Here is a 21,760-nt window from a genome sequence, read left to right on the forward strand (position 1 = left end):
TGTTAAACCTAACTCACCTGACGTCGACTGGCTCGCTTGGGTTTGTTGTATACCACGCAGAAATTGCCACGGCGGGTGCGGCATTTTGAGCAGTGCTCACATTGAACTGGGGTGCGATCGCCAGACTGCCAACGCTTGATTAAATGCGGTTCCGATAACAATGGGCGCGATAATGCAAAAGCGGCAATGTTAGAGGTTTGAGCGATGTGCTCAATAGTATCTAGGTTACTCAACCCGCCAACGGTGATCACTGGTACCTCGACTTGCTTACTGATCACGCGACCAAATTCAGAGAAATAGCCTTCTTCAGGAATAAGGTAACCATCGACCTTTTCGCCCACCCTCTTTTGCGCGCTACCGTGAATATTGCCGGAAATCTCCAAACCATCGACGCCAATATCGGCCAGTTTTTGACAAATAATTTGAGTGTCATCAAAGGTTAACCCGCCATCGAAAAAGTCACTGGCGGTCAGTTTGATTAAAACAGGAAAGTCATCGCCAACTTGGGCACGAATAGCATGATAAGTTTCAATTAAAAAACGCATTCTGTTTTCAAGACTGCCACCATATTGGTCGCTGCGTTGATTGTAATACGGGCTTAAAAATTGATTGATTAAATATGAGTGAGCACCATGAATTTCGACCCCATCAAATCCTGCAGCTTGAGCGCGACGACTGGCTTGAGTAAAAGCATCAATCACATGATCGATGTCCGCCTGAGTCATAGCTTTACCTTGGGTTTTAGTGCCACGTTCAGGAATATCACTCGGTGCAAAGATAATACGCTCGCCAACGTTATGAGTGGTTTTAGTGCCGCCGTAGGCTAACTGCATCACGATCTTGCTGCCATGTTGATGCATCAGTTCTGTCAGCGGTTGGTAATCAATGATAAAGCTATCGTTATACATGCCCATCATGCCAGCATTGGGTTTCTCATCCGCTAGAATATTGGCGTAACCGGTAATGATTAACCCCACCTCACCTTCTGCCAGTTTTCGATAGACCTCTAACAAGGGTTCGGTCATATAACCGGTTTCTGTCGCTAGATTCTCCCAAGTGGCACTGCGGATAAAACGGTTTTTTAGGATCATCGATCCGATTGAATAAGATTCAAATAAATTGCTCAAGTGACACCTTGGGTGGTTAACGAAAAGAGAAAGGGCTGCGAGAATAGAGCGCAATCTATTAACTGTAAAGCTCAGTCTCAACTCTTTTCATTACGGTTTGATTTTGATCATTTCTACCACACATATTCAACCTTGTTTAAACATGCATCAAAACCAAGCCCCGAAACCGAACCCCACAACAGCCATTTAGACGTCTAGACGTTGACATATCTATTAGCAAGCTTTATTCTGCGCGCCTTGTCATTTTTTATGTGGTGCACCATGTCTCACGCTTCATCAGATCACTCTGCGTCTACTGACACGCCAACATCGTCTCCATTGGCTTTATTGCCATTGGGGTTATTTCTCAGCTTATTTATTGGGGTTGGTGCTTATCTGACTTATCAAGGGGTGGATTTTGCCTTCTATCAATTGCCTGCTCCGATCGCGACTCTGCCTGCTATTATCGGCGCTATCATCTTAAGTAAAGAAAAGCTCAATAAAGCGATTGAACAATTTTTACGTGGCGTTGGACACCCCGACATTATAGCCATGTGCATGATTTATTTATTGGCTGGTGCATTTGCAGCGGTTGCTAAAGCTTCTGGTGGCGTCGATGCAACGGTTAATCTGGGCTTATCTTTATTGCCAACCAGTATGATCTTGCCGGGCATATTTTTGATTTCGGCTTTTATTGCTACCGCGATGGGCACCTCTATGGGCACGATTGCGGCAGTAGGCCCTGTGGCATTAGGCATTGCTCAATCGGCTGGAATGAGTTTGCCACTGACTGCCGGAGTGGTGTTAAGCGGCGCAATGTTTGGCGACAATTTATCCATCATCTCAGACACCACCATTGCTGCTACTCGTTCGCAAGGTTGTGAAATGAAAGATAAATTTCGTGAAAACATCCGTATCGCATTGCCTGCTGCTCTTATTGCTTTGGTGATATTTGCGTTTAGCAGCACCGCCACCCAAACCCCACCGACCGAAGCGGTTGAATGGTTGAAGATTATTCCTTATTTAGCGATTTTAATTTTGGCTGTCTCAGGCGTAAATGTATTTGCGGTGTTAACTTTGGGTATTATTTTAGCCGCCGGAGTGAGCTTATTTTCCGTCACCGATTACTCCCTAACCCATCTTGGCAAAGATATTTACGCCGGCTTTGGCAATATGCAGGAAATCTTTTTACTCTCCATGTTAATTGGCGGTTTGAGTGAGTTAATGCGTCAGCAAGGTGGGTTAAGCTTTTTAACTCAATTGGTGAGCAAAATTATTCATAAATTTGGCAGTCATCATTCAGCGCAAGCGAATTCTCGAGCCAGTGAAGTGGGTATTGCCGGTTTAGTATCATTAACCAATATTTGTACCGCGAATAATACCGTGGCGATCATTGTGTCGGGCAGTGTGGCGCGTCAATTAGCGGAAGAAAATAATGTCTCGGCCAAACGTTCAGCTAGCTTGTTGGATATTTTTTCTTGTGTAATGCAAGGCTTGCTACCTTATGGCGCACAAGTGCTATTACTCGGTTCGGTATTTGGTTTATCGCCGCTGCAAGTGGTGGCTAATTCTTATTATTGCATGTTACTGGCGCTGACCGCTTTGGTATCTATTTTCTTAAAGCATCAAGGGCGTAAAAAGTCGACGTCGCAACAAGCTCAATCTTAATCTTAATCGCAGCCGCAGCCGCAAAAAATTCCATTCTTCCATATTTTGATGGAGAAAAAAGGACATGGATGTTCTTTTCCCAGTGCCCACGGACGGTTTAAACGTCTATTAGCAATCAATAATATGGTTAGAAGCTTAGTGGTAATAAACCCAATGGCAATAAACCCAAGACTAAGCAACGTAATGGTAAGAAGCCTAGATAGTCATAAACCTAGGATAGCCATATTCGCTTTATTTGTTTCTCGCTTCCGTTTCAAGCAACCCTTGCTTTACTTCTACCCCACCCGCGTAACCAGTCAATTTGCCGTTTTTACCTATCACTCGATGACATGGCACAATAATTGAAATCGGATTTTTACCATTGGCCAAACCAACCGCACGTACCGCTTTAGGGTTGCCGATAGCATTTGCTATATCTTGGTAGCTACAAGTTTCACCATAAGGAATGTCAGTAAGAGCTTGCCAAACTTGTTGCTGAAAAGCGGTTCCGGTTGCCGCCAGTGGCAAATCAAATTGGGCTCGTTGACCGCTAAAGTATTGTTCAAGCTGCAACACGGTTTGCGCCAAGATAGCTTGAGGCGGAAGAGCTGTTTGTAATTGCTCTCTAGCAACATACTCACCAAGCTGATCAGGTTTAGTGGTATAAGTGACTAACCACAGCCCCAATAAACCTTGCGAATTCGATTGAATGGTTAACCCACCATACGGGCTTGGCATGGTGGTAAACACGGTCTTTTCAGTCTCTGACGTTTGAATTTTGAGCATTATCATTTCTCATTTCGTTGGCTATTCACAAAAGATAGCATAATCACTCCCAACATCTGCCATTCAAATCTTATTTCGGTTGTGGTATTCTTCGCCACCCTTTTTATTCTTACCCTGACTCGATCATTGATAATTTTGATATTGGCGAGCGAGGAAGAAATAAAACAACCTCAACAAAAGTGAATCGACCATGATCGGCAAAGGTACTCTTTATATCGTTTCCGCCCCAAGTGGTGCTGGTAAATCGAGCTTAATTTCAGCCATGTTAGAGCGTAACCCTAACTACGCAATGAAAGTGTCTGTATCTCATACCACCCGCGATCAACGCCCTGGTGAAGAAGATGGTGTGCATTACCACTTTGTCGAAAAAGACCATTTTGTTGAGTTAATGAATCAAGGCGTATTCCTTGAGCATGCCGAAGTATTTGGCAACTATTACGGCACTTCTCAAGTGTGGATTGAAGAAACCTTAAATAAAGGCATTGATGTCTTTTTAGATATTGATTGGCAAGGGGCGCGTCAAATTCGCCAGCAAATGCCACAAGCCAAAGGTATCTTCATTTTGCCGCCGTCAAATGGTGAATTAGAGCGTCGTTTGAATACCCGTGGGCAAGATAGTGAAGAGATCATTGCAGGCCGCATGAGCAAAGCAAAATCCGAAATTTCCCACTACAATGAATATGATTATTTGATCATAAATGATGACTTTGATGCCGCATTAATGGATTTTAAAGCCATAATTCGCGCAGAGCGTCTAAAACAAGATAAACAAGCGGTTAAGTTCAACGGCATGTTAAAAGCTTTACTGTCTGAATAATAAGCGTTTTTAAGCTATATTCAGCCAGAAAAATAACAACCCGTCTTATTGCTAGGATCTCTCGCGCTAAGACTGTATAATTTCACGTCATTATAAATAAATTTTACTAATTGGAGTCATCATGGCACGCGTAACTGTTCAAGACGCTGTTGAAAAAGTCGGTAATCGTTTCGACCTAGTTCTTATTGCGGCTCGCCGCGCACGTCAAATGCAAACTGGCAACAAAGATGCATTGGTTCCTGAAGAAAATGATAAAACAACCGTGATCGCATTACGCGAAATCGAAGAAGGTTTGATCACTAAAGACGTATTAGACGCCCGTGAACGCCAAGAGCAGCAAGAGCAAGACGCTGCTGAACTTGCCGCAGTAAGCAGCATCGTTCACAACCGTTAATATTTCTACCATCTGGGCGAATCACATTGCATCTATTTGAAAGTTTAAAAGCCGTAGCCCAAGAGTATTTGTCAGAGCCTCAACTTGAGACTCTGTGTGATGCTTATATCGTGGCTAAAAATGCTCACGAAGGCCAATTCCGCTCGAGTGGTGAACCTTATATCATTCACCCCGTTGCGGTTGCTCGGATCTTGGCTGAAATGCGCCTTGATGACGAAACTTTAATGGCAGCCCTGCTGCATGATGTAATCGAAGATACTGAGGTCTCGAAACAAGATCTCGCCGCCCAGTTTGGTGAAACCGTTGCAGAGTTAGTTGATGGGGTGTCAAAACTCGATAAACTAAAATTCCGCGACCGCAAAGAAGCCCAAGCCGAAAACTTCCGAAAAATGGTCTTAGCCATGGTGCAAGACATTCGGGTGATTTTAATTAAGCTGGCTGACCGTACTCACAATATGCGCACGTTAGGGGCTCTTCGCCCAGATAAACGTCGCCGCATTGCGCGTGAAACCTTAGAAATTTTCTCTCCCCTTGCCCACCGTTTAGGTATCCACAATATTAAAACCGAACTAGAAGAGTTAGGTTTTGAAGCGTTATACCCTAATCGTTATCGCGTACTCAAAGAAGTGGTGAAAGCAGCGCGTGGCAACCGTAAAGAAATGATCCAGCGTATTCACAGTGAAATTGAAGGCCGTCTTGACGATTTCGGCTTAGAGTTTCGAGTATTAGGTCGAGAAAAAAACCTCTATTCTATCTACAATAAAATGCGCACTAAAGAGCAACGATTCCATACTATTATGGATATTTATGCCTTCCGCGTTATTGTCGATTCGGCCGATACCTGTTATCGCGTATTAGGCCAAGTACATAACTTGTACAAGCCTCGCCCAAGCCGCATGAAAGATTATATTGCGGTACCGAAAGCGAATGGATATCAATCCTTGCACACCTCAATGGTAGGCCCACACGGGGTCCCAGTTGAAGTGCAAATTCGCACCGAAGATATGGATCAAATGGCCGACAAAGGTGTGGCAGCACACTGGTCTTATAAAGCCAATGGTGAAATATCGGGTACCACGGCGCAAATTAAAGCCCAACGTTGGATGCAAAGCCTGCTTGAGCTGCAACAAAGTGCCGGTAACTCATTTGAATTTATTGAAAACGTAAAATCGGATCTCTTCCCTGATGAGATTTTCGTATTTACTCCGAAAGGTCGTATTGTTGAATTACCGGCTGGTGCTACCGCAGTCGATTTTGCGTACGCAGTGCATACCGATGTGGGTCATACTTGTGTCGGTGCGCGCGTTGATCGCAGCCCTTACCCACTCAGTAAAGATCTTAAAAACGGCCAAACGATTGAGATCATTAGTGCTCCTGGCGCTCGCCCCAATGCGGCGTGGCTGAACTACGTAGTGACATCTCGCGCTCGTACTAAGATCCGTCAAGTACTGAAAACCATGCGCCGTGAAGAATCGATCGCCTTAGGTCGTCGCTTGCTTCATCACGCACTAGGTGAATTCTCGCTGGCCGATATTACCCCTGAAAATATCAATCACGTTCTATCTGATCTGCGTTTAGAGTCTGTCACCGATCTCTTGGCCGATATTGGTCTAGGCGAACTAATGAGCGTCGTGATCGCGCGTCGCTTATTAGGCAATGCCGATCAACTGACCGAAGTGAAAACCTTCGATAAAGACGGTAATCCAACCATTAATAATAAGTTGGCGATCCGTGGCGCAGAAGGCATTTTATTAACTTACGCCAAATGTTGTCACCCAATTCCTGGCGACGATATTATTGCCCACGTTTCTCCTGGTCGCGGCTTAGTGGTACACCGTGAAACCTGTCCAAACGTGCGTGGATATCAAAAAGAACCAGATCGCTACATGAGCGTGGAATGGTCGAAAGATTTTGAGCAAGAATTTATCTCTGAAATCAAAGTCGATATGCAAAATAGCCAGGGGGCATTAGCCGATCTTACCAATGTTATTTCTTCTACTGGTTCTAATATCCACGGCATTGCCACCGAAGAAAAAGATGGCCGTTTGTATACCGTAACCTTATTGCTGACCACCAAAGACCGCGTGCATTTAGCCAGTATTATGAAGCGTATCCGCGTAATGCCACACACGCTGAAAGTGCGTCGCGCTCGTAATTAGTCACGCTGATAATGAATAAAATGGTACTGTCATTCCGTACCTGAGCCAAAGCGAAGATGATACGGAATCTCGCTCTTAACCACCTTGCGAGGTCAAGTTTGAGATTCCTGATGGCTCAGCCTTCATTTCGGAAATGACGGTGCTACTAGCGGTGATTTCAAGCTACTGACAGCCTGTACACACTTACATATTGGTACTTTCAAAAATCTTATCGGCCGAAGCAGTCACAAACCCTTGATACAATTCCCCCTCTTCCATTTCGCCAATTGGGTAACGTTTAGAGAATTCATAAAATCCTGCCGGAATGGTAAGTCGACCATCGCTAAATTCGACCTCAACTAAATCTGCCATGGTCGAAGACTGCTCTAAGCCAACTTCGGGTGAGCCTTTGATCACCCCACCAGCACTGTTCATCACAAAGCTGTGCCACACTAAAAAATCATTCATCGGTTTAAGATCGGAAAATCCCGCTAAATCATTCACACTGACAGTGAAATGATTGGCACCAAAACCATGTGCAGCCACCCAAGCGGCGTATTCACTTTCTTTGGCTAACTGCTGATATTGCTCGATACTCACTCGCCAAGGTCGGCCTTGATATAAGAACTCAGAGTTTTCACAATATTGGCTCGGCAAATCATGAATGAGCTCAGACACGATCTGATTGACTCTCTCGGAACATTGCTCAAGCAGTAACTCACTAATAAATACTTTAGGCAGGCTAGGATCGGGATGCTGATAATGATGGGCATACAGCTTTTTGTCGGTGAAATGATACTCACCTTGTTGCTGATAACCGAGCGCAATAAAGTGTTGTGCCAGTTTATCTAAACCCAATTTAGCCCCAGAAAACGTACGCAGAGCAATATGGTCATTAATCAGCGGTTTTTCTTTGGTGAGTAACTTTTTCGCTCTCAACAAACTTTTTACTTTGAGTGCAGAAGGACATAAACGCTCACTGTAATCTAACCAAAAGTGCTCAAATAACGTTTCTACCGCAGACATACAAACTCCTACCGCTCCGACAAGAACGAGTGGTGATAAAAGGTAATAATTAAGTGTAGTCTACTGTTGTGGTTTGCTTTGAGTTCTAGATCGATAAAGCAGAAAATAAAGCCGTTGCCTCGACATATCAAGGAAAACGGCTTAATGATTGTTATTAATGGCTTATTATAATAACTAAAGAGACGTTATTAAGGCTTAACTAACGATGCAATAGCATTATCTAACTGCTGCAAGCCTTGTTCTATTTCTTGCTTAGAGATCACCAAAGATGGGGTAAAACGCACCACATTAGCGCCGGCAACTAATAACAATAAACCATGCTCACCGGCCGCGATCAGAATATCACGCGCTCGGCCTTGCCAATGTTGATTCAACTCAGCGCCAATTAATAACCCTTTACCACGAATATCCGCAAACAGATCATATTTCTCATTCAGCTTGGCAAGACCTTGCTTAAGCCATTGCTCTCTTTGTTTTACGCCAGCAAGTACGTCAGCTTGTTGAGTAAAATTGACCACCGCTTCAGCCACGGCGCAGGCTAATGGATTGCCACCATAAGTAGAGCCATGCACACCCACTTTCATGTGTTGGGCTAATTTTGTGGTGGTCAGCATTGCGCCAATAGGGAAGCCTCCGCCTAACGATTTTGCGGTTGCTAGAATATCAGGTGTTACGCCGAGCCCTTGATAAGCATAGAAATCACCGGTACGACCATTACCCGTTTGCACTTCATCGAAGATCAACAACGCATGGTGTTGATCACAAAGATCACGCACCGCTTGTACAAACTCAGGATCCGGCGAGATCACACCACCTTCACCTTGCAATGGTTCCATCATGATCGCGCAGGTTTTCTCCGAGATCGCCGCTTTTAATGCTGCAAGATCGTTATAAGGAATATGGGTAATATCGGCTGGTTTAGGGCCAAAGCCATCAGAGTAAGATGTTTGACCACCAACCGTGACGGTAAAGAAAGTACGTCCGTGGAAGCCTTGAACAAAGGATATGATCTCACTTTTATGCTCACCGTGGGTTTCAACCGCCCAGCGACGTGCTAATTTAAGCGCCGCTTCATTGGCCTCAGCGCCAGAGTTAGCAAAAAACACTTTTTCAGCAAAGCTGATTTCAGTGAGTTTTTTGGCTAAACGCAGTGCCGGTTCATTGGTCATCACATTACTTAAATGCCACAACTTATTGGCTTGCTCGGTTAAGGCTTTTACCATGACTGGGTGGCAATGACCCAAACAACTGACCGCAATACCGCCAGCAAAGTCGATGTATTGATTGTCATTTTGGTCCCATAATTTCGAGCCTTCGCCACGCACAGGGATCATTTCCATCGGGCTATAGCAAGGCACCATGACTTGTTCAAACCAATCTCTTTGTACTTGTTCACTGTCAGACATATCCATCCCCTTAATCCATCATTCATCGGATAAGCGTAAATTATCCTCTTTATGCTCTCTAAGTTAACCAAATCACGCTAGGCAATCAATGCTTATTTATATTAATTTATTGAGTAATTATTCAGGAGATTTTAAAAACAATCAGGCAGGTAAGTCTGAACGCGCGAGGAAGTGAGTCTTAATGTTTGCGGATGCGAAACTTAACGTTTGAGAAAGTTCGCTAAAATTTGATGACCTTGTTCGGTTTTGATCGATTCTGGGTGAAATTGCACCGCATCTATCGGCAAGGTTTTATGCTGATAACCCATGATTTCATCCATCTCACCATTGTCGAGTGTGGTCCAAGCGGTCAGCTCAAAACACGCTGGCAAGCTGTCGGTTTGTACCACCAGCGAATGATAACGAGTCACGGTTAAAGGATTATTCAGCCCTTTAAATACACTGGTTTCTGTGTGCATGATCGGAGAGGTTTTGCCATGCATGACTTGTCTGGCGCGTATCACTTTACCGCCAAACGCTTGTGCAATCGCTTGGTGACCAAGGCAGACACCTAAAATCGGTAACTTGCCAGCAAAGTGCTCGATTGCGGCTAATGAAATGCCCGCTTCATTCGGGGTGCATGGGCCGGGGGAAATCACTAAGTGAGAGGGCTTTAGTGTCTCAATGCCCGCAATATCAATCTCATCATTACGCACCACTTTGACCTCACAACCTAACTCACAAAAGTATTGGTAAAGGTTATAGGTAAATGAATCGTAATTATCGATGATCAGTAGCATGCAAATCTCGGCAGGTCAGTATTCAAAATTGAGACAAAAGAAAACCGCCAGATTTTAACGTCTGGCGGTCCAAATAGATAGTCGATTTAAGCGGATATTACCAAGATGCGCGATTCACAAACCCAACTGCTTGATACGCTTTCTTCAGCATAACCGAAGCTCGCTCTGATGCTTTCTCTGCTCCAACTTTCATCACGTCATCTAGATAAGCACGATCGGCGCGGATACGATGATATTCTGCTTGAATAGGCTCAAGCATCGCCACTAATGCTTCACCGACATCTTTCTTAAATGGACCATACATTTCAACACCGGCATATTGCGCTTCAATTTGTGCGTAGGTTTTACCGGTTGCCGCTGAGTACAAGCCCATCAAGTTTGAGATACCCGCTTTGTTGGCCACATCATGGGCAATGCGAGGTGGCATTTCAGCATCGGTTTGCGCTTTGTTGATTTTCTTCAAAATGGATTTTGGATCTTCCAACAAAGTGATGACGTTTTTACGGTTATCATCCGACTTAGACATTTTCTTAGTCGCATCTTGCAGGCTCATTACGCGCGCATTCTCGGTTGGAATGTACGGCTCTGGGATTTGGAAGATTGGCGCTTCTGGGCTATAAACATTGTTAAAGCGATTGGCAATATCACGCGCTAATTCAAGATGTTGTTTTTGATCGTTACCGACTGGCACTTGGTGTGCGCCATAAATAAGAATATCGGCCGCCATTAATACTGGGTAGGCAAACAAACCGGCATTAACATCGTTGGCATAACGCTGAGATTTATCTTTAAATTGCGTCATACGATTCAATTCACCCATTTGGGTATAACAGTTTAGCAGCCAACCAAGTTGAGCATGTTCCGGTACGTGTGACTGGACAAATAACGTGCTCTTCTTAGGATCAACACCAACCGCAAGACAGATTGCTAACGCGTCTAACGTTGCTTCATGCAGCGCTTTCGGATCTTGACGAACCGTGATCGCATGCAGGTCAACCACACAATATTGGCAGTCGTAATCATCTTGCATTTGTTGCCACTGACGTAGAGCACCCAAGTAGTTACCAATACTCAGTTCACCTGATGGTTGAACACCACTTAATACGATGGGTTTGCTCATGCTGCTTTTTCCTTACGTGTTATATCCCGCTTTGGCGATAACGCTAAAAAGGGACTATAGGATTAAAAATGAGGGTATACCTTACTTGCGGTATATCTAACAAAAATGCCCAAATATTTTTATATTTGAGCATTTCAGTTTACTGATCCAAGCGAATTTGGCTAGCGCTTTATCCTTGGATTTGGCATCGAAATCGAATTTATTTCGCCATTCCGACCACGGCAAGTAATTCAGCGATGTTATCTGCCACAAAATCGGGTTGAGAATCTGAAATTGGCTCGCCATGATTGTAACCATAAGTTAAGCCAAATGAATGACATCCGGTATTTTTGGCGGCCAGAATATCGTTTTTAGAATCACCTACCATCAACATTTGGCTGGCATTAATATGATGTTTTTCGAGCAAGAAATTTAATGCCATCGGATCGGGTTTTCTTAATGGAAAGCTATCGCCGCCAATCACATCAACAAAAAAATCGGCAATGTCATGTTGAGTTAAGATCTCCGGCACAAACTTAGACGGTTTATTGGTGACGATCGCCATTTTAAAGCCGGCTTGCTCAAGCGATTGCAAGGTATCGACCACATTGCTATAAAGATGACTCAGCTTATGACCCCCTTGTTGATAAAAATCATCAAAGCGAATACGAGCTTCTTTCCATAGGTCGGCATCAAGTGATTCGTCAACCGTCATGCTGCGGCTTAATGCGCGGCCAATCAATAAATCAGCGCCATTACCAACCCAATCTCGCACCTCTTCTTCTGTCACAGGATCAAACCCTAAACTTTGCACCGCTTGATCGGCAGCCACGGCCAAATCCGGTACGCTATCTAACAGTGTGCCATCTAAATCGAATGCGATTAATTGAATACCTTGTAATGCCATATCCCTGCCTATTATCGACTGCATAAATGTAAAAAAAGAGGCTTGAGTCTACCCCAAGCCTCTTTCTATATCGACTCTTTAAAGCCTGTAATTAAGTCAATACAATGAGCATCTATCAATTTGAACATGCCGAAAAGACGCTGAACCCATCCCTGGGCGCTTGAGAAAAGACCATCCATGGTCTTTTACACTTTTCTCTATGCTCAATATTGATAGATTATGCACTATCCCGAATTGATATTACTTAACGGGTATTAGTTAGCTTTAGCTAGTTCAGCGCGCATTTGATCAACCACTTCTTTATAGTCTGGTTGATTGAAAATAGCCGAACCGGCAACAAACATATCTGCGCCCGCTTCAGCGATTTCGCGAATATTATCGACTTTTACGCCGCCATCAATTTCAAGGCGAATATCAAAACCGCTGGCATCAATACGTTGGCGCACTTCACGCAGTTTATCTAATGTCGCAGGAATGAAAGATTGACCACCAAAGCCTGGGTTAACCGACATCAATAAAATCATATCAATTTTATCCATGATGTAGTCTAGGTGATGAAGTGGTGTCGCAGGGTTAAATACCACGCCCGCTTGGCAGCCGTTTTCTTTAATAAGTTGTAGCGTGCGATCAAGATGTTCCGTTGCTTCAACATGGAAAGTGATCATGGTTGCACCCGCTTTGGCAAACTCTGGCACAATCGCATCAACCGGTTTCACCATTAGGTGCACATCGATTGGCGCGGTAATACCGTAGTCACGCAATGCTTTACAAATCGGCGCACCAAAGGTTAAGTTCGGAACATAATGGTTATCCATCACATCGAAATGCACTACATCGGCACCCGCAGCAAGTACTCTTTCAACATCTTCACCTAAACGAGCGAAGTCAGCAGATAAAATGGATGGTGCAATCAAAAAGTCTTTCATGGTCAGTTCCGTTTTAGATTCTAGTTGAGGGCGAACATTGCGCCGCAATTCTACCCAAGCAAACGTTTATACTCAAATAACTTCGCTAAAAATCAAGCATCAAGAATAAAAACCGTTCGAAAATCACTTGATGCTTTTATCGCCACGAATGAATAGAAACGAAAATAAATCAAAACAAAATATTCGAGTGCTCATTAATTGTATTTCTGTCACATTTATACATTATTGTTAGTTGTAACATCCATTTCGTCTTTTTATATGTAAAACAGGTTTAGTATGAAAACATTAATAGCTCATCGTGGCATGTCATCCCTGGCTCCAGAGAACACAATCTCAGCGTTTTCATTATGTAAAGAACATAATATTCAATGGTTTGAATGTGATGTCGACATTTTGCAGGATGGTACAGTTATCATTTCTCATGATGACACACTAGATCGCTGTACCAATAAAAGCGGTCGGTTATATGATATCAGCAATGAGGATTTATCATCGATTGATGCCGGAAGCTGGTTTAGTGATGATTACATCGATGAGCGATTACCAACAATTCAGCAATTAATAAAACTAGTGAACGAAAAACAATTAAACCTAAATATCGAATTGAAATCCTGCTCAGCAAGTGCAGAGTTAAGCCATTTACTAATTGATAATTTGATTGTCGCACTTAAAGAGTTATCCCCTGAGCGCGGGTTGATTGTTTCAAGCTTTAATCATCTGGTTCTATCGGAATTTAAACGTAAAAGCCCAGAAACTAAAGTTGCTTGTTTATTTGAGAGCCATACTTTATGGGATGATTGGAACTCAATTATTGAATGGTGCCAAGCTGATTACATCCACCCAGAAGAAAAGGGGTTAACGCGTGAAATGATAAATAAGTTCAAAGCCTCAGGAGTTAAGATTAATGTGTGGACTGTCAATGACTTATCTCGTGCAAACGAACTTTTCAACTGGGGTGTAGACGGAATTTGTACTGATATAGCCCATAAGTTCCCTTCAAAATACAAAGGCTAATTAACAACTAAAAAGGGTTAACGAAATGAATTTATTTGAAAAAATCGGCTTTACTAGCCGAAACCAATTGTTTGGCTTCTTCTCTGTCGTAATGTCAGGACAAATTATTTACTCGGCCTTTGAAGCATTTAAAGGTACCTTCTATAATTTACTATTGGAAGTTCTAAACATTGACAATACTCAAATGGGGATTTTATTTACCCTGATTGGTTCCGCGATGTTTTTCTATATCCCAGCTGGATGGGTTAACAATCGGTTTTCTGTAAAATCCATATTAATCATAAGCTTAGCCATTCGTTTTTTAAGCATGATGGTCATCATTTTCTTATCACCCAGTTTTTATATCCTAATTGTTATCGCGGGTATTTGGGGGGTAGTTGATGCTGTATTTTGGCCTGCCGTTGTAAATGGTGTGACGTTAATGTCTGGCGATAAGAATAAAGGGATGGCATTTGGCTTACTAGAATCTAGCCGTCGTGCAGCCGAAATGGGTATGAACGCAATTATTGTTGGAATAATGGCGCTGGTTGGAGGTTCGATACTTGTTTTTCAGGGAGCAATCGTTTTTTATACCTTACTAATCCTACCGATGATTTTCTGTGTATGGCGATTTGTTCCTGATAATAGTATGGAAATCAAGCAAAGTGATAACAAGAACAAAGAGGCTTTAAAAGGTTTAATTCATGTATTAAAAATGCCAACTGTATGGTTGGCAGCCATTACATCACTAACCGTATATTGGATTTACATTACGTTGATCTATACGGTTCCCTACCTACAAGCTGTATTTGGATTATCAACTTCACAGGCTGCAATTTTCGGTATCATTAATACTGGCGCAATGGGTGTCATCGCTGGTTTGGTCGCTGGCTCTATCGCTGATTTCATTTTTAAATCATCAATTAAAATGATGTTCTTTGCTCTCGGATTAACAGCAATAAGTTTAGGTGTCACGATTGCACTACCTAAAGCTGAGGGTATGTTAATGATAAACATGGTTTTATTGATGTGTTTCTCATTTAGTATTTTTTTAGCAAAAGGGATTATTCTAGCACCTGTCGCAGAAGCTGGTGTTCCTATTGCTTATAACGGTTCAGCGATGAGCGTTGGATCATTTGCTGCTTATGCATCTGTATTTTGGGCTTATGCTCTCAATGGTTGGATTATCGATACATACCCCGCAGCTCAAGCATACCAAATGATATTTGCTATTGGCCTTGCGGTTGCAGTATTAGGTATGGCCTGCTCATTAATTCTTATTTCATTGAACAAGAAAAGAAGTCAAACCAATAATGAAGAGGACTTAATCGAATCCAATATTTAATCAATGATCGCCTTTCATTTATAACGTGAACAATCCCCCAGCATAAAATATTTATACTGGGGAATTTTTTATCCTTCGTTTGATTGAATTAATGTGACAAAAACAGCAATACAAACACAAAACGAAAGCGCGAACGAGCATTTTTGAGCTAAGTCAAAGAAAAAACCTCATATAAAGAACATTATTAGTCCATATATCATCATTGGCAAAAAGAGACCAGGTTATGGGCAAAGCTTCTCGATTAGAAACTTCCGTTATTATTATTGGTGGTGGTGCAACGGGTACTGGCATCATGCGAGATTGCGCCTTGCGTGGCATCGATTGTATTTTAATAGAGAAGGATGATTTAGCCTCCGGCACGACGGGGCGAAATCATGGTTTACTTCATTCTGGTGCTCGCTATGCCGTGACCGATAATGAATCAGCTCAAGAATGTATCCATGAAAACAAGATATTAAAATCTGTTGCCAGGCATTGTGTCGAAGATACTCAAGGCTTATTTATTTCTCTCCCTGATGACGATTTAGATTTTCAATCTCAGTTTATTGAGTCTTGCCAAACCGCCGGAATTGAAACCAAACAGTTAACACCTAAAGAAGCATTATTACTGGAGCCGAATGTTAACCCTAACCTTATTGGTGCGGTTCAAGTTCCTGATGGCACCCTCGACCCTTTTCGCTTATGTGCCGCAAATGTACTAGATGCAAAAGAAAATGGGGCGCGCTTGCTCACTCACACTCATGTGACCTCGCTTATTCGCCACCAAGATACGGTACTAGGCGTGAATTGTATTGATACACGAACCAATCAAAAACTTGAAATCTTCGCTTCAGAAGTGATAAACGCTGCTGGCATTTGGGGGCAAAGTATTTGTGAGTACGCCGATCTAAGCGTCAAAATGTTCCCTGCCAAAGGAGCGCTGCTTATCTTAGATTATCGCATCAATAACTTAGTGATTAACCGTTGTCGCAAACCGTCTGATGCCGATATTCTAGTACCTGGCGATACCATCTCTCTTATCGGAACCACATCCGAACATATTGATTACGATAAAATTGATGACTTACACGTCACAGCCAAAGAAGTCGATGTTCTTTTGAATGAAGGCGCTAAACTCGCCCCTATTATGGCCAATACTCGTGTACTTCGTGCTTATGCTGGTGTGCGTCCATTAGTGGCGGTCGATGATGATCGAACGGGACGTAATATCAGCCGTGGTATTGTATTGCTCGATCATGCACAAAAAGACGGTCTTAATGGCTTTACCACCATCGCGGGCGGCAAGTTAATGACCTCACGCCTGATGGCTGAGATGACCACAGATCTTATGGCCAAGAAACTCAATAACAACACTCCATGCAGCACACATCTAAAACCACTTCCAGGTTCCAATGGCGCGTCTATTACCACAAAAAAAACCGCCAGTTTAGCCAAGCCAGTGTATCAAAGCGCCCTTTACCGTCATGGTGACCGAGCAGACCGATTCTTAACCGATCAAGCAAAAGATCAAGCTGTTATCTGTGAATGTGAAATGGTGACTCAAGGTGAGATCAATTACGCCATTAACCAATTAGATGTTCATAATCTAGTTGATCTGCGTCGCCGTACTCGTTTAGGGATGGGGCCTTGTCAGGGCGAGTTATGTACTTACCGAGCAGCGGGATTATTCGAAGAATGTGGCCAAGTGAGTGGCAATCAATCCAGCCAGTTATTAACCCATTTTTTAGAAGAGCGCTGGAAAGGCATTAAACCGGTATTTTGGGGAGACGCCTTACGCGAAGCCGAGTTCAGTTATTGGATTTATGAAGGTTTATTTGGTGCCAGTGATATTCCGACAAGCAATACTAAAAAACAGAAACTGCCAACGAACATAACCGACTCAAAAACAGCACCATCTCAACAAGAATTAGAGGCATCACTATGAATTTCGATACTATTATCATTGGTGGTGGCATGGCCGGTTTAAGCTGCGCTTTACGTTGCCAAGAAGCCGGATTAAAAACGGCGGTTATTGCCTCCGGCCAAAGTGCACTGCATTTTTCATCCGGTTCGGTTGATGTACTCGCAAAAGCGCCTGATGGTACTCATATTACCGATCCTATGGCTGCTATTGGTGAATTTTCTCGCCTGTATCCTGAGCACCCTTATGCGCGATTAGGAAAAGAAAATGTCAGCCATTCAATCAAGTGGTACCAACAAAAACTATCGACCATTGGCGTTCCGCTCACCTCACAATCTAACGGCTTCAACCATTATCGCTTAACACCACTAGGTACGATGAAGTCAACTTGGCTATCACAACCTTTTGTGCATCAATTTCCGATCAACCTCGCCGATAACCATGTCAAAAAAATCGTCATGATGACCATTGATGGATTTCGAGATTTTCAACCCAAATTAGCGCAAGATAATCTCAAACTGATCGACCCGTTATCCAATACCAACATCACCACCGCCACCATTTCCTTATCGGCGTTTAATGATATAAAACGCAACCATTGCGAACTGCGCTCTATCGACCTGTCTCGCATACTGGCAAAAGAAGAAAACAGACAAGAGTTTGCCCACGCATTGCAACAACACGCAAACCCTGGTGATTTAGTCGTGATCCCTGCCATTTTTGGCAATGATAAAGGGCTCAAATTTTTAAAAGAAATCGAAACACGCACTCAATTAAGCTTGTGTGAAGTGCCCACTATGCCACCATCTCTACTTGGTATCCGCTTAGAAGAATCCATGAAGCGCGCTTTTATTCAACAAGGTGGCAGCCTATTAAATGGCGATCATGTTATTCAAGGTGAGTTTAGTGGTATTAACCAATGCGACCCTGAACACTCACATTATAAATTAGAGCGTCTATTCACTAAAAATCATGGTGATTTTCCATTACAAGCGAAGCAATTTGTCCTGGCGACTGGCAGCTTTTTTAGCCAAGGATTAAAGGCCGGTGCCAACTCGATGATGGAACCTATTTTTGATTTAGATATCGATCAAACCACTTCGCGTACCGATTGGTATAACCCTGAATTTTTTAGCCCTCAATCACACCCATTTTTAAGTATGGGCGTCAAAACAACGCCTCAATTACAAGCAATAAAGTCCAATCACATTGTCGATAATTTGTACTGCGCTGGTGCGATCCTTTCTCACTACAATCCGGTCTTCGAGGGCAGCGGTAGTGGGGTAGCAATAAGCTCTGGATTTCATGCAGCACAATCGATCATCAAGCAATTAAAGCCTGAATTTTTATCACTTAATAATGACGTAGCACAAGAAGAAGTCGCACTATGAGCAGTCCACTATTTAAATCTAACTTATTAAGCGCGGATCTCATTTACAGAGCCCCTGCCGACACCAGTTTTGATCAATGCTTAAAATGCACCGTATGTACTGTGTATTGTCCGGTTGCGAAAGAGAATCCCGACTTTCCAGGGCCAAAGCAGTGTGGACCAGATGGTGAGCGCCTGCGCTTTAAAAGCCCAGAATATTATGATGAACTGCTAAAGTTGTGTACCAATTGCAAGCGCTGCGAAACCGCCTGCCCATCTGGGGTTAAAATTGGCGACATGATTGCGGTTGCGCGTGGTAAATACGGCAAACCAGCTTATAACATGAAAGGGTTACGTGATTTCGTCTTAAGCCACACAGACTTATTTGGTACGGTTGCCACCCCTGTTGCCCCAGTGGTAAACGCGATAACCGATGTGTCTATTATTAAAAAAGTGATGCACAGAACCATTGGGGTTCATGATCATAAATCATTGCCTAAATATTCTCATGGCACTTTCCGTCGTTGGTATAAAAAAGAAGTCAATGATCAGTCTATTCATCAACAACAAGTGCATTACTTTCATGGTTGTTTTGTTAATTACAATCACCCGCAATTAGGCAAAGACTTTATTAAAGTAATGAATAACATGAATATTGGTGTTCAATTGCTCGATAAAGAAAAATGCTGTGGAGTACCATTAATTGCCAATGGGTTTCACAAAAAAGCGCAGAAGAATGCCGAATTTAATGTTGCTAATTTAGAGGCTGCAATTGAGCGTCAAGATGTGCCAATTTTGTCAACTTCATCCACTTGTTCATTCACATTGCAACAAGAATACCCTCATGTTTTAGATGTCGATAATAGTAAGGTTGCGCAGAAAATTGAGTATGTTACTCGATTTTTATTAAAAGAGATCATGAATGGTCGCGGCCCTAAAATGAAACCACTCAATAAGAAGATTGTCTACCATACGCCTTGTCATTTAGAGCGCAGTGGCGGCAATATTTACACCATCGAACTGTTACGCGCAATTCCTGGTTTAGAAGTGCAAGTGCTCGATAGCGAATGCTGCGGTCTTGGCGGTACTTATGGCTTTAAAACGGAAAATTACGATACATCCATTGCGATTGGTAAGAATGTGTTCGACCAAATAAAAGCGGCAAAACCGGACTATGCCATTACCGATTGTGAAACCTGCAAGTGGCAGATAGAAGAGAACACCAATGTCACCACCATTCACCCAATCTCACTATTATGTGAAGCACTGATATAAAACGACTTTACCGCATCACCATTGCCCCTACAGCTAATCAATATTCAGGCGTCACTGCCTGAATATTTTTCCCTCAGCATCATCTTCTGCCATTAAAGCGATCATATTGATCACTGTAGCCCCAACCGTAGTAACAGCCTGCCGATCGAATTACCCTGCATGAGTATAATCAACTCATCCAACTGACCCAAGCCAAGCCAAAAATCTAATCTCAACAGCCTAACCTCAAGCACCTCAAGATAAAAAACAACCCCTAATGTCATGAAACATTAGGGGTTTGTTCATTTATTTTTTGCTTAGTAGTGACTACATATTATTCGACAGCCCAGCCTTTCGCACATTCAACTGCACGCTTCCAGCCATTATGACGACGTTCACGCTTGCCATCATCAGTGGATGGTTTGAATGAGCGATCGAGTACGGATTTATGTTTTAACTCATCAATACTGCCCCAGAATCCTACCGCCAGACCAGCTAAATAAGCAGCACCTAAAGCGGTCACTTCTGCTACCACTGGGCGTTGAACTTCGGTATTTAACACATCCGATTGGAACTGCATTAAGAAATTATTTGCTACTGCGCCGCCATCAACCTTCAAAAAATCCAGCTTGATGCCAGAGTCAGCTTGCATCGCTGAAATCACATCTAATGATTGATAAGCAATACTTTCTAGTGTGGCGCGAATAATATGATTACGATTAACCCCACGAGTTAAGCCCACAATAGCGCCACGAGCATAAGGGTCCCAGTGCGGAGCCCCTAATCCCGTAAAGGCAGGTACAACATACGCGCCATTTGATGTATCCACTTTAGTGGCAAAGTATTCGGTATCTGTCGCATCACTGATCAATTGCATTTCATCACGCAACCACTGAATAGAAGCGCCGCCCATAAACACTGCCCCTTCTAATGCGTAACTGACTTCCCCTTTAGGGCCGCAAGCAAGAGTCGTAAGTAGCCCATTTTTAGATGTCACTTTCTTATCGCCAGTATTCATTAATAAGAAGCAACCGGTGCCGTAGGTATTTTTCGCTTGGCCCGCACCAACACACATTTGGCCAAATAACGCCGCTTGTTGGTCACCGGCAATACCAGCAATCGGGATACGAGTTCCGCCTTTACCACCAATGTTAGTTTGTGCATACACTTCGGATGAAGATTTCACTTCCGGCATCATCGACTTTGGAATGCCTAATGCGTCGAGTAGTTTTTCATCCCACTCGAGTGTATTAATATTAAATAACATGGTACGACTAGCATTGGTTGGATCGGTTACATGAGTGCGACCTTGAGTCATGTTCCAAATCAACCATGAATCAACCGTACCAAACGCAAGCTCACCGTTTTGGGCTTGCTCGTGTGCGCCTTCTACGTTATCTAAAATCCATTTTACTTTGGTTCCGGAGAAGTAAGGGTCAACCACAAGACCTGTATTTTCAAGAATATACTCTTCTAATCCAGCTTCTTTTAACTCTTCACAAATGCTTGCAGTACGGCGGCATTGCCACACAATCGCATTATAAATAGGTTTACCGGTTTTGCGGTTCCATACAATTGTGGTTTCACGTTGGTTGGTGATCCCAATGCCAGCGATTTCATCAGAGTGCAAACCACCTTTTGCCAGCGCTTCTACTAGCGTTGAGCTTTGAGTCGCCCAAATTTCTAGTGGATCATGCTCAACCCATCCTGCTTGAGGATAAATTTGAGTAAATTCACGCTGGGCGCTACACACAATATTGGCATCACGATCGAGGACGACGGCGCGAGAACTGGTGGTGCCTTGGTCTAAAGCAACAATATATTTCTTTTCCATGATGGATCCTTATTTCTTAATTTTTTGTTTTTAT

Annotated in this window: 18 protein-coding genes; 9 read left to right on the forward strand and 9 right to left on the reverse strand. The window is 43.1% G+C overall.

Annotation, left to right across the window (positions count from 1 at the left end; translation table 11 throughout):
* Positions 1-8: 8 nt before the first annotated feature.
* Positions 9-1,127: an NADH:flavin oxidoreductase gene (locus HC723_RS05850; protein ID WP_190338492.1), complete on the reverse strand. Its 1,119-nt coding sequence runs from the start codon at positions 1,125-1,127 to the stop codon at positions 9-11.
* A 261-nt stretch (positions 1,128-1,388) separates the two neighbouring features.
* Between HC723_RS05850 and HC723_RS05855 the strand changes: the two genes are divergently transcribed.
* Positions 1,389-2,774: a Na+/H+ antiporter NhaC family protein gene (locus tag HC723_RS05855; protein WP_203218755.1), complete on the forward strand. Its 1,386-nt coding sequence runs from the start codon at positions 1,389-1,391 to the stop codon at positions 2,772-2,774.
* A gap of 231 nt (positions 2,775-3,005) precedes the next feature.
* On the opposite strand, the gene HC723_RS05860 is transcribed toward HC723_RS05855, so the two are convergent.
* Positions 3,006-3,539, reverse strand: a complete 534-nt coding sequence (locus HC723_RS05860; RefSeq protein WP_238925418.1) for a methylated-DNA--[protein]-cysteine S-methyltransferase — start codon at positions 3,537-3,539, stop codon at positions 3,006-3,008.
* Positions 3,540-3,732: 193 nt separating this feature from the next.
* Between HC723_RS05860 and gmk the strand changes: the two genes are divergently transcribed.
* From gmk to spoT, 3 genes are all read left to right on the forward strand, one after another.
* Positions 3,733-4,356 carry a guanylate kinase gene (gene gmk, locus HC723_RS05865; RefSeq protein WP_190338544.1) on the forward strand — a complete coding sequence of 208 codons (624 nt, stop codon included), beginning with the start codon at positions 3,733-3,735 and terminating at the stop codon, positions 4,354-4,356.
* A gap of 121 nt (positions 4,357-4,477) precedes the next feature.
* Positions 4,478-4,750 (forward strand): DNA-directed RNA polymerase subunit omega, encoded by a 273-nt coding sequence (gene rpoZ, locus HC723_RS05870; protein ID WP_190338493.1) that lies wholly within the window; start codon positions 4,478-4,480, stop codon positions 4,748-4,750.
* Between the two features lie 26 nt (positions 4,751-4,776).
* Positions 4,777-6,909, forward strand: a complete 2,133-nt coding sequence (spoT, locus tag HC723_RS05875; RefSeq protein ID WP_190338494.1) for a bifunctional GTP diphosphokinase/guanosine-3',5'-bis pyrophosphate 3'-pyrophosphohydrolase — start codon at positions 4,777-4,779, stop codon at positions 6,907-6,909.
* A 183-nt stretch (positions 6,910-7,092) separates the two neighbouring features.
* On the opposite strand, the gene HC723_RS05880 is transcribed toward spoT, so the two are convergent.
* From HC723_RS05880 to rpe, 6 genes are all read right to left on the reverse strand, one after another.
* Positions 7,093-7,914 (reverse strand): DUF1338 domain-containing protein, encoded by an 822-nt coding sequence (locus HC723_RS05880; protein WP_190338495.1) that lies wholly within the window; start codon positions 7,912-7,914, stop codon positions 7,093-7,095.
* Positions 7,915-8,102: 188 nt separating this feature from the next.
* Positions 8,103-9,320 (reverse strand): aspartate aminotransferase family protein, encoded by a 1,218-nt coding sequence (locus HC723_RS05885; RefSeq protein ID WP_190338496.1) that lies wholly within the window; start codon positions 9,318-9,320, stop codon positions 8,103-8,105.
* Between the two features lie 200 nt (positions 9,321-9,520).
* Positions 9,521-10,099 (reverse strand): aminodeoxychorismate/anthranilate synthase component II, encoded by a 579-nt coding sequence (locus HC723_RS05890; RefSeq protein WP_190338497.1) that lies wholly within the window; start codon positions 10,097-10,099, stop codon positions 9,521-9,523.
* Positions 10,100-10,196: 97 nt separating this feature from the next.
* Positions 10,197-11,219 (reverse strand): tryptophan--tRNA ligase, encoded by a 1,023-nt coding sequence (gene trpS / locus HC723_RS05895; RefSeq protein WP_190338498.1) that lies wholly within the window; start codon positions 11,217-11,219, stop codon positions 10,197-10,199.
* A gap of 199 nt (positions 11,220-11,418) precedes the next feature.
* Positions 11,419-12,105 carry a phosphoglycolate phosphatase gene (locus HC723_RS05900; RefSeq protein ID WP_190338499.1) on the reverse strand — a complete coding sequence of 229 codons (687 nt, stop codon included), beginning with the start codon at positions 12,103-12,105 and terminating at the stop codon, positions 11,419-11,421.
* Positions 12,106-12,359: 254 nt separating this feature from the next.
* A complete protein-coding gene (gene rpe / locus HC723_RS05905) occupies positions 12,360-13,031 on the reverse strand; it encodes a ribulose-phosphate 3-epimerase (protein ID WP_153447962.1) in 672 nt (223 codons plus the stop codon).
* Positions 13,032-13,307: 276 nt separating this feature from the next.
* Between rpe and HC723_RS05910 the strand changes: the two genes are divergently transcribed.
* The 5 genes from HC723_RS05910 (at position 13,308) to glpC (ending at position 19,913) form a co-directional block, all read left to right on the forward strand.
* Positions 13,308-14,045 carry a glycerophosphodiester phosphodiesterase family protein gene (locus tag HC723_RS05910; protein WP_190338500.1) on the forward strand — a complete coding sequence of 246 codons (738 nt, stop codon included), beginning with the start codon at positions 13,308-13,310 and terminating at the stop codon, positions 14,043-14,045.
* Positions 14,046-14,070: 25 nt separating this feature from the next.
* The gene (locus tag HC723_RS05915; RefSeq protein ID WP_190338501.1) at positions 14,071-15,369 is read left to right on the forward strand and encodes an MFS transporter; all 1,299 of its coding nucleotides are present in this window, start codon (positions 14,071-14,073) and stop codon (positions 15,367-15,369) included.
* Between the two features lie 223 nt (positions 15,370-15,592).
* Positions 15,593-17,293: an anaerobic glycerol-3-phosphate dehydrogenase subunit A gene (glpA, locus tag HC723_RS05920; protein ID WP_190338502.1), complete on the forward strand. Its 1,701-nt coding sequence runs from the start codon at positions 15,593-15,595 to the stop codon at positions 17,291-17,293.
* Positions 17,290-18,660, forward strand: coding sequence for a glycerol-3-phosphate dehydrogenase subunit GlpB (gene glpB, locus HC723_RS05925; RefSeq protein ID WP_190338503.1), 1,371 nt, complete (start codon positions 17,290-17,292; stop codon positions 18,658-18,660). The genes glpA and glpB overlap by 4 nt, the downstream gene beginning before the upstream one ends.
* Positions 18,657-19,913: an anaerobic glycerol-3-phosphate dehydrogenase subunit GlpC gene (glpC, locus tag HC723_RS05930; RefSeq protein ID WP_190338504.1), complete on the forward strand. Its 1,257-nt coding sequence runs from the start codon at positions 18,657-18,659 to the stop codon at positions 19,911-19,913. The genes glpB and glpC overlap by 4 nt, the downstream gene beginning before the upstream one ends.
* Positions 19,914-20,226: 313 nt before the next feature.
* Here the strand turns inward: glpC and glpK are convergent, their stop codons facing one another.
* Complete coding sequence (gene glpK / locus HC723_RS05935) at positions 20,227-21,729, reverse strand: glycerol kinase GlpK (RefSeq protein ID WP_190338545.1); 1,503 nt, start codon at positions 21,727-21,729, stop codon at positions 20,227-20,229.
* Positions 21,730-21,760 lie beyond the last annotated feature (31 nt).

Source organism: Vibrio sp. S11_S32 (genome assembly GCF_014694465.1).
Classification (GTDB): Bacteria; Pseudomonadota; Gammaproteobacteria; order Enterobacterales; family Vibrionaceae; genus Vibrio; species Vibrio algicola.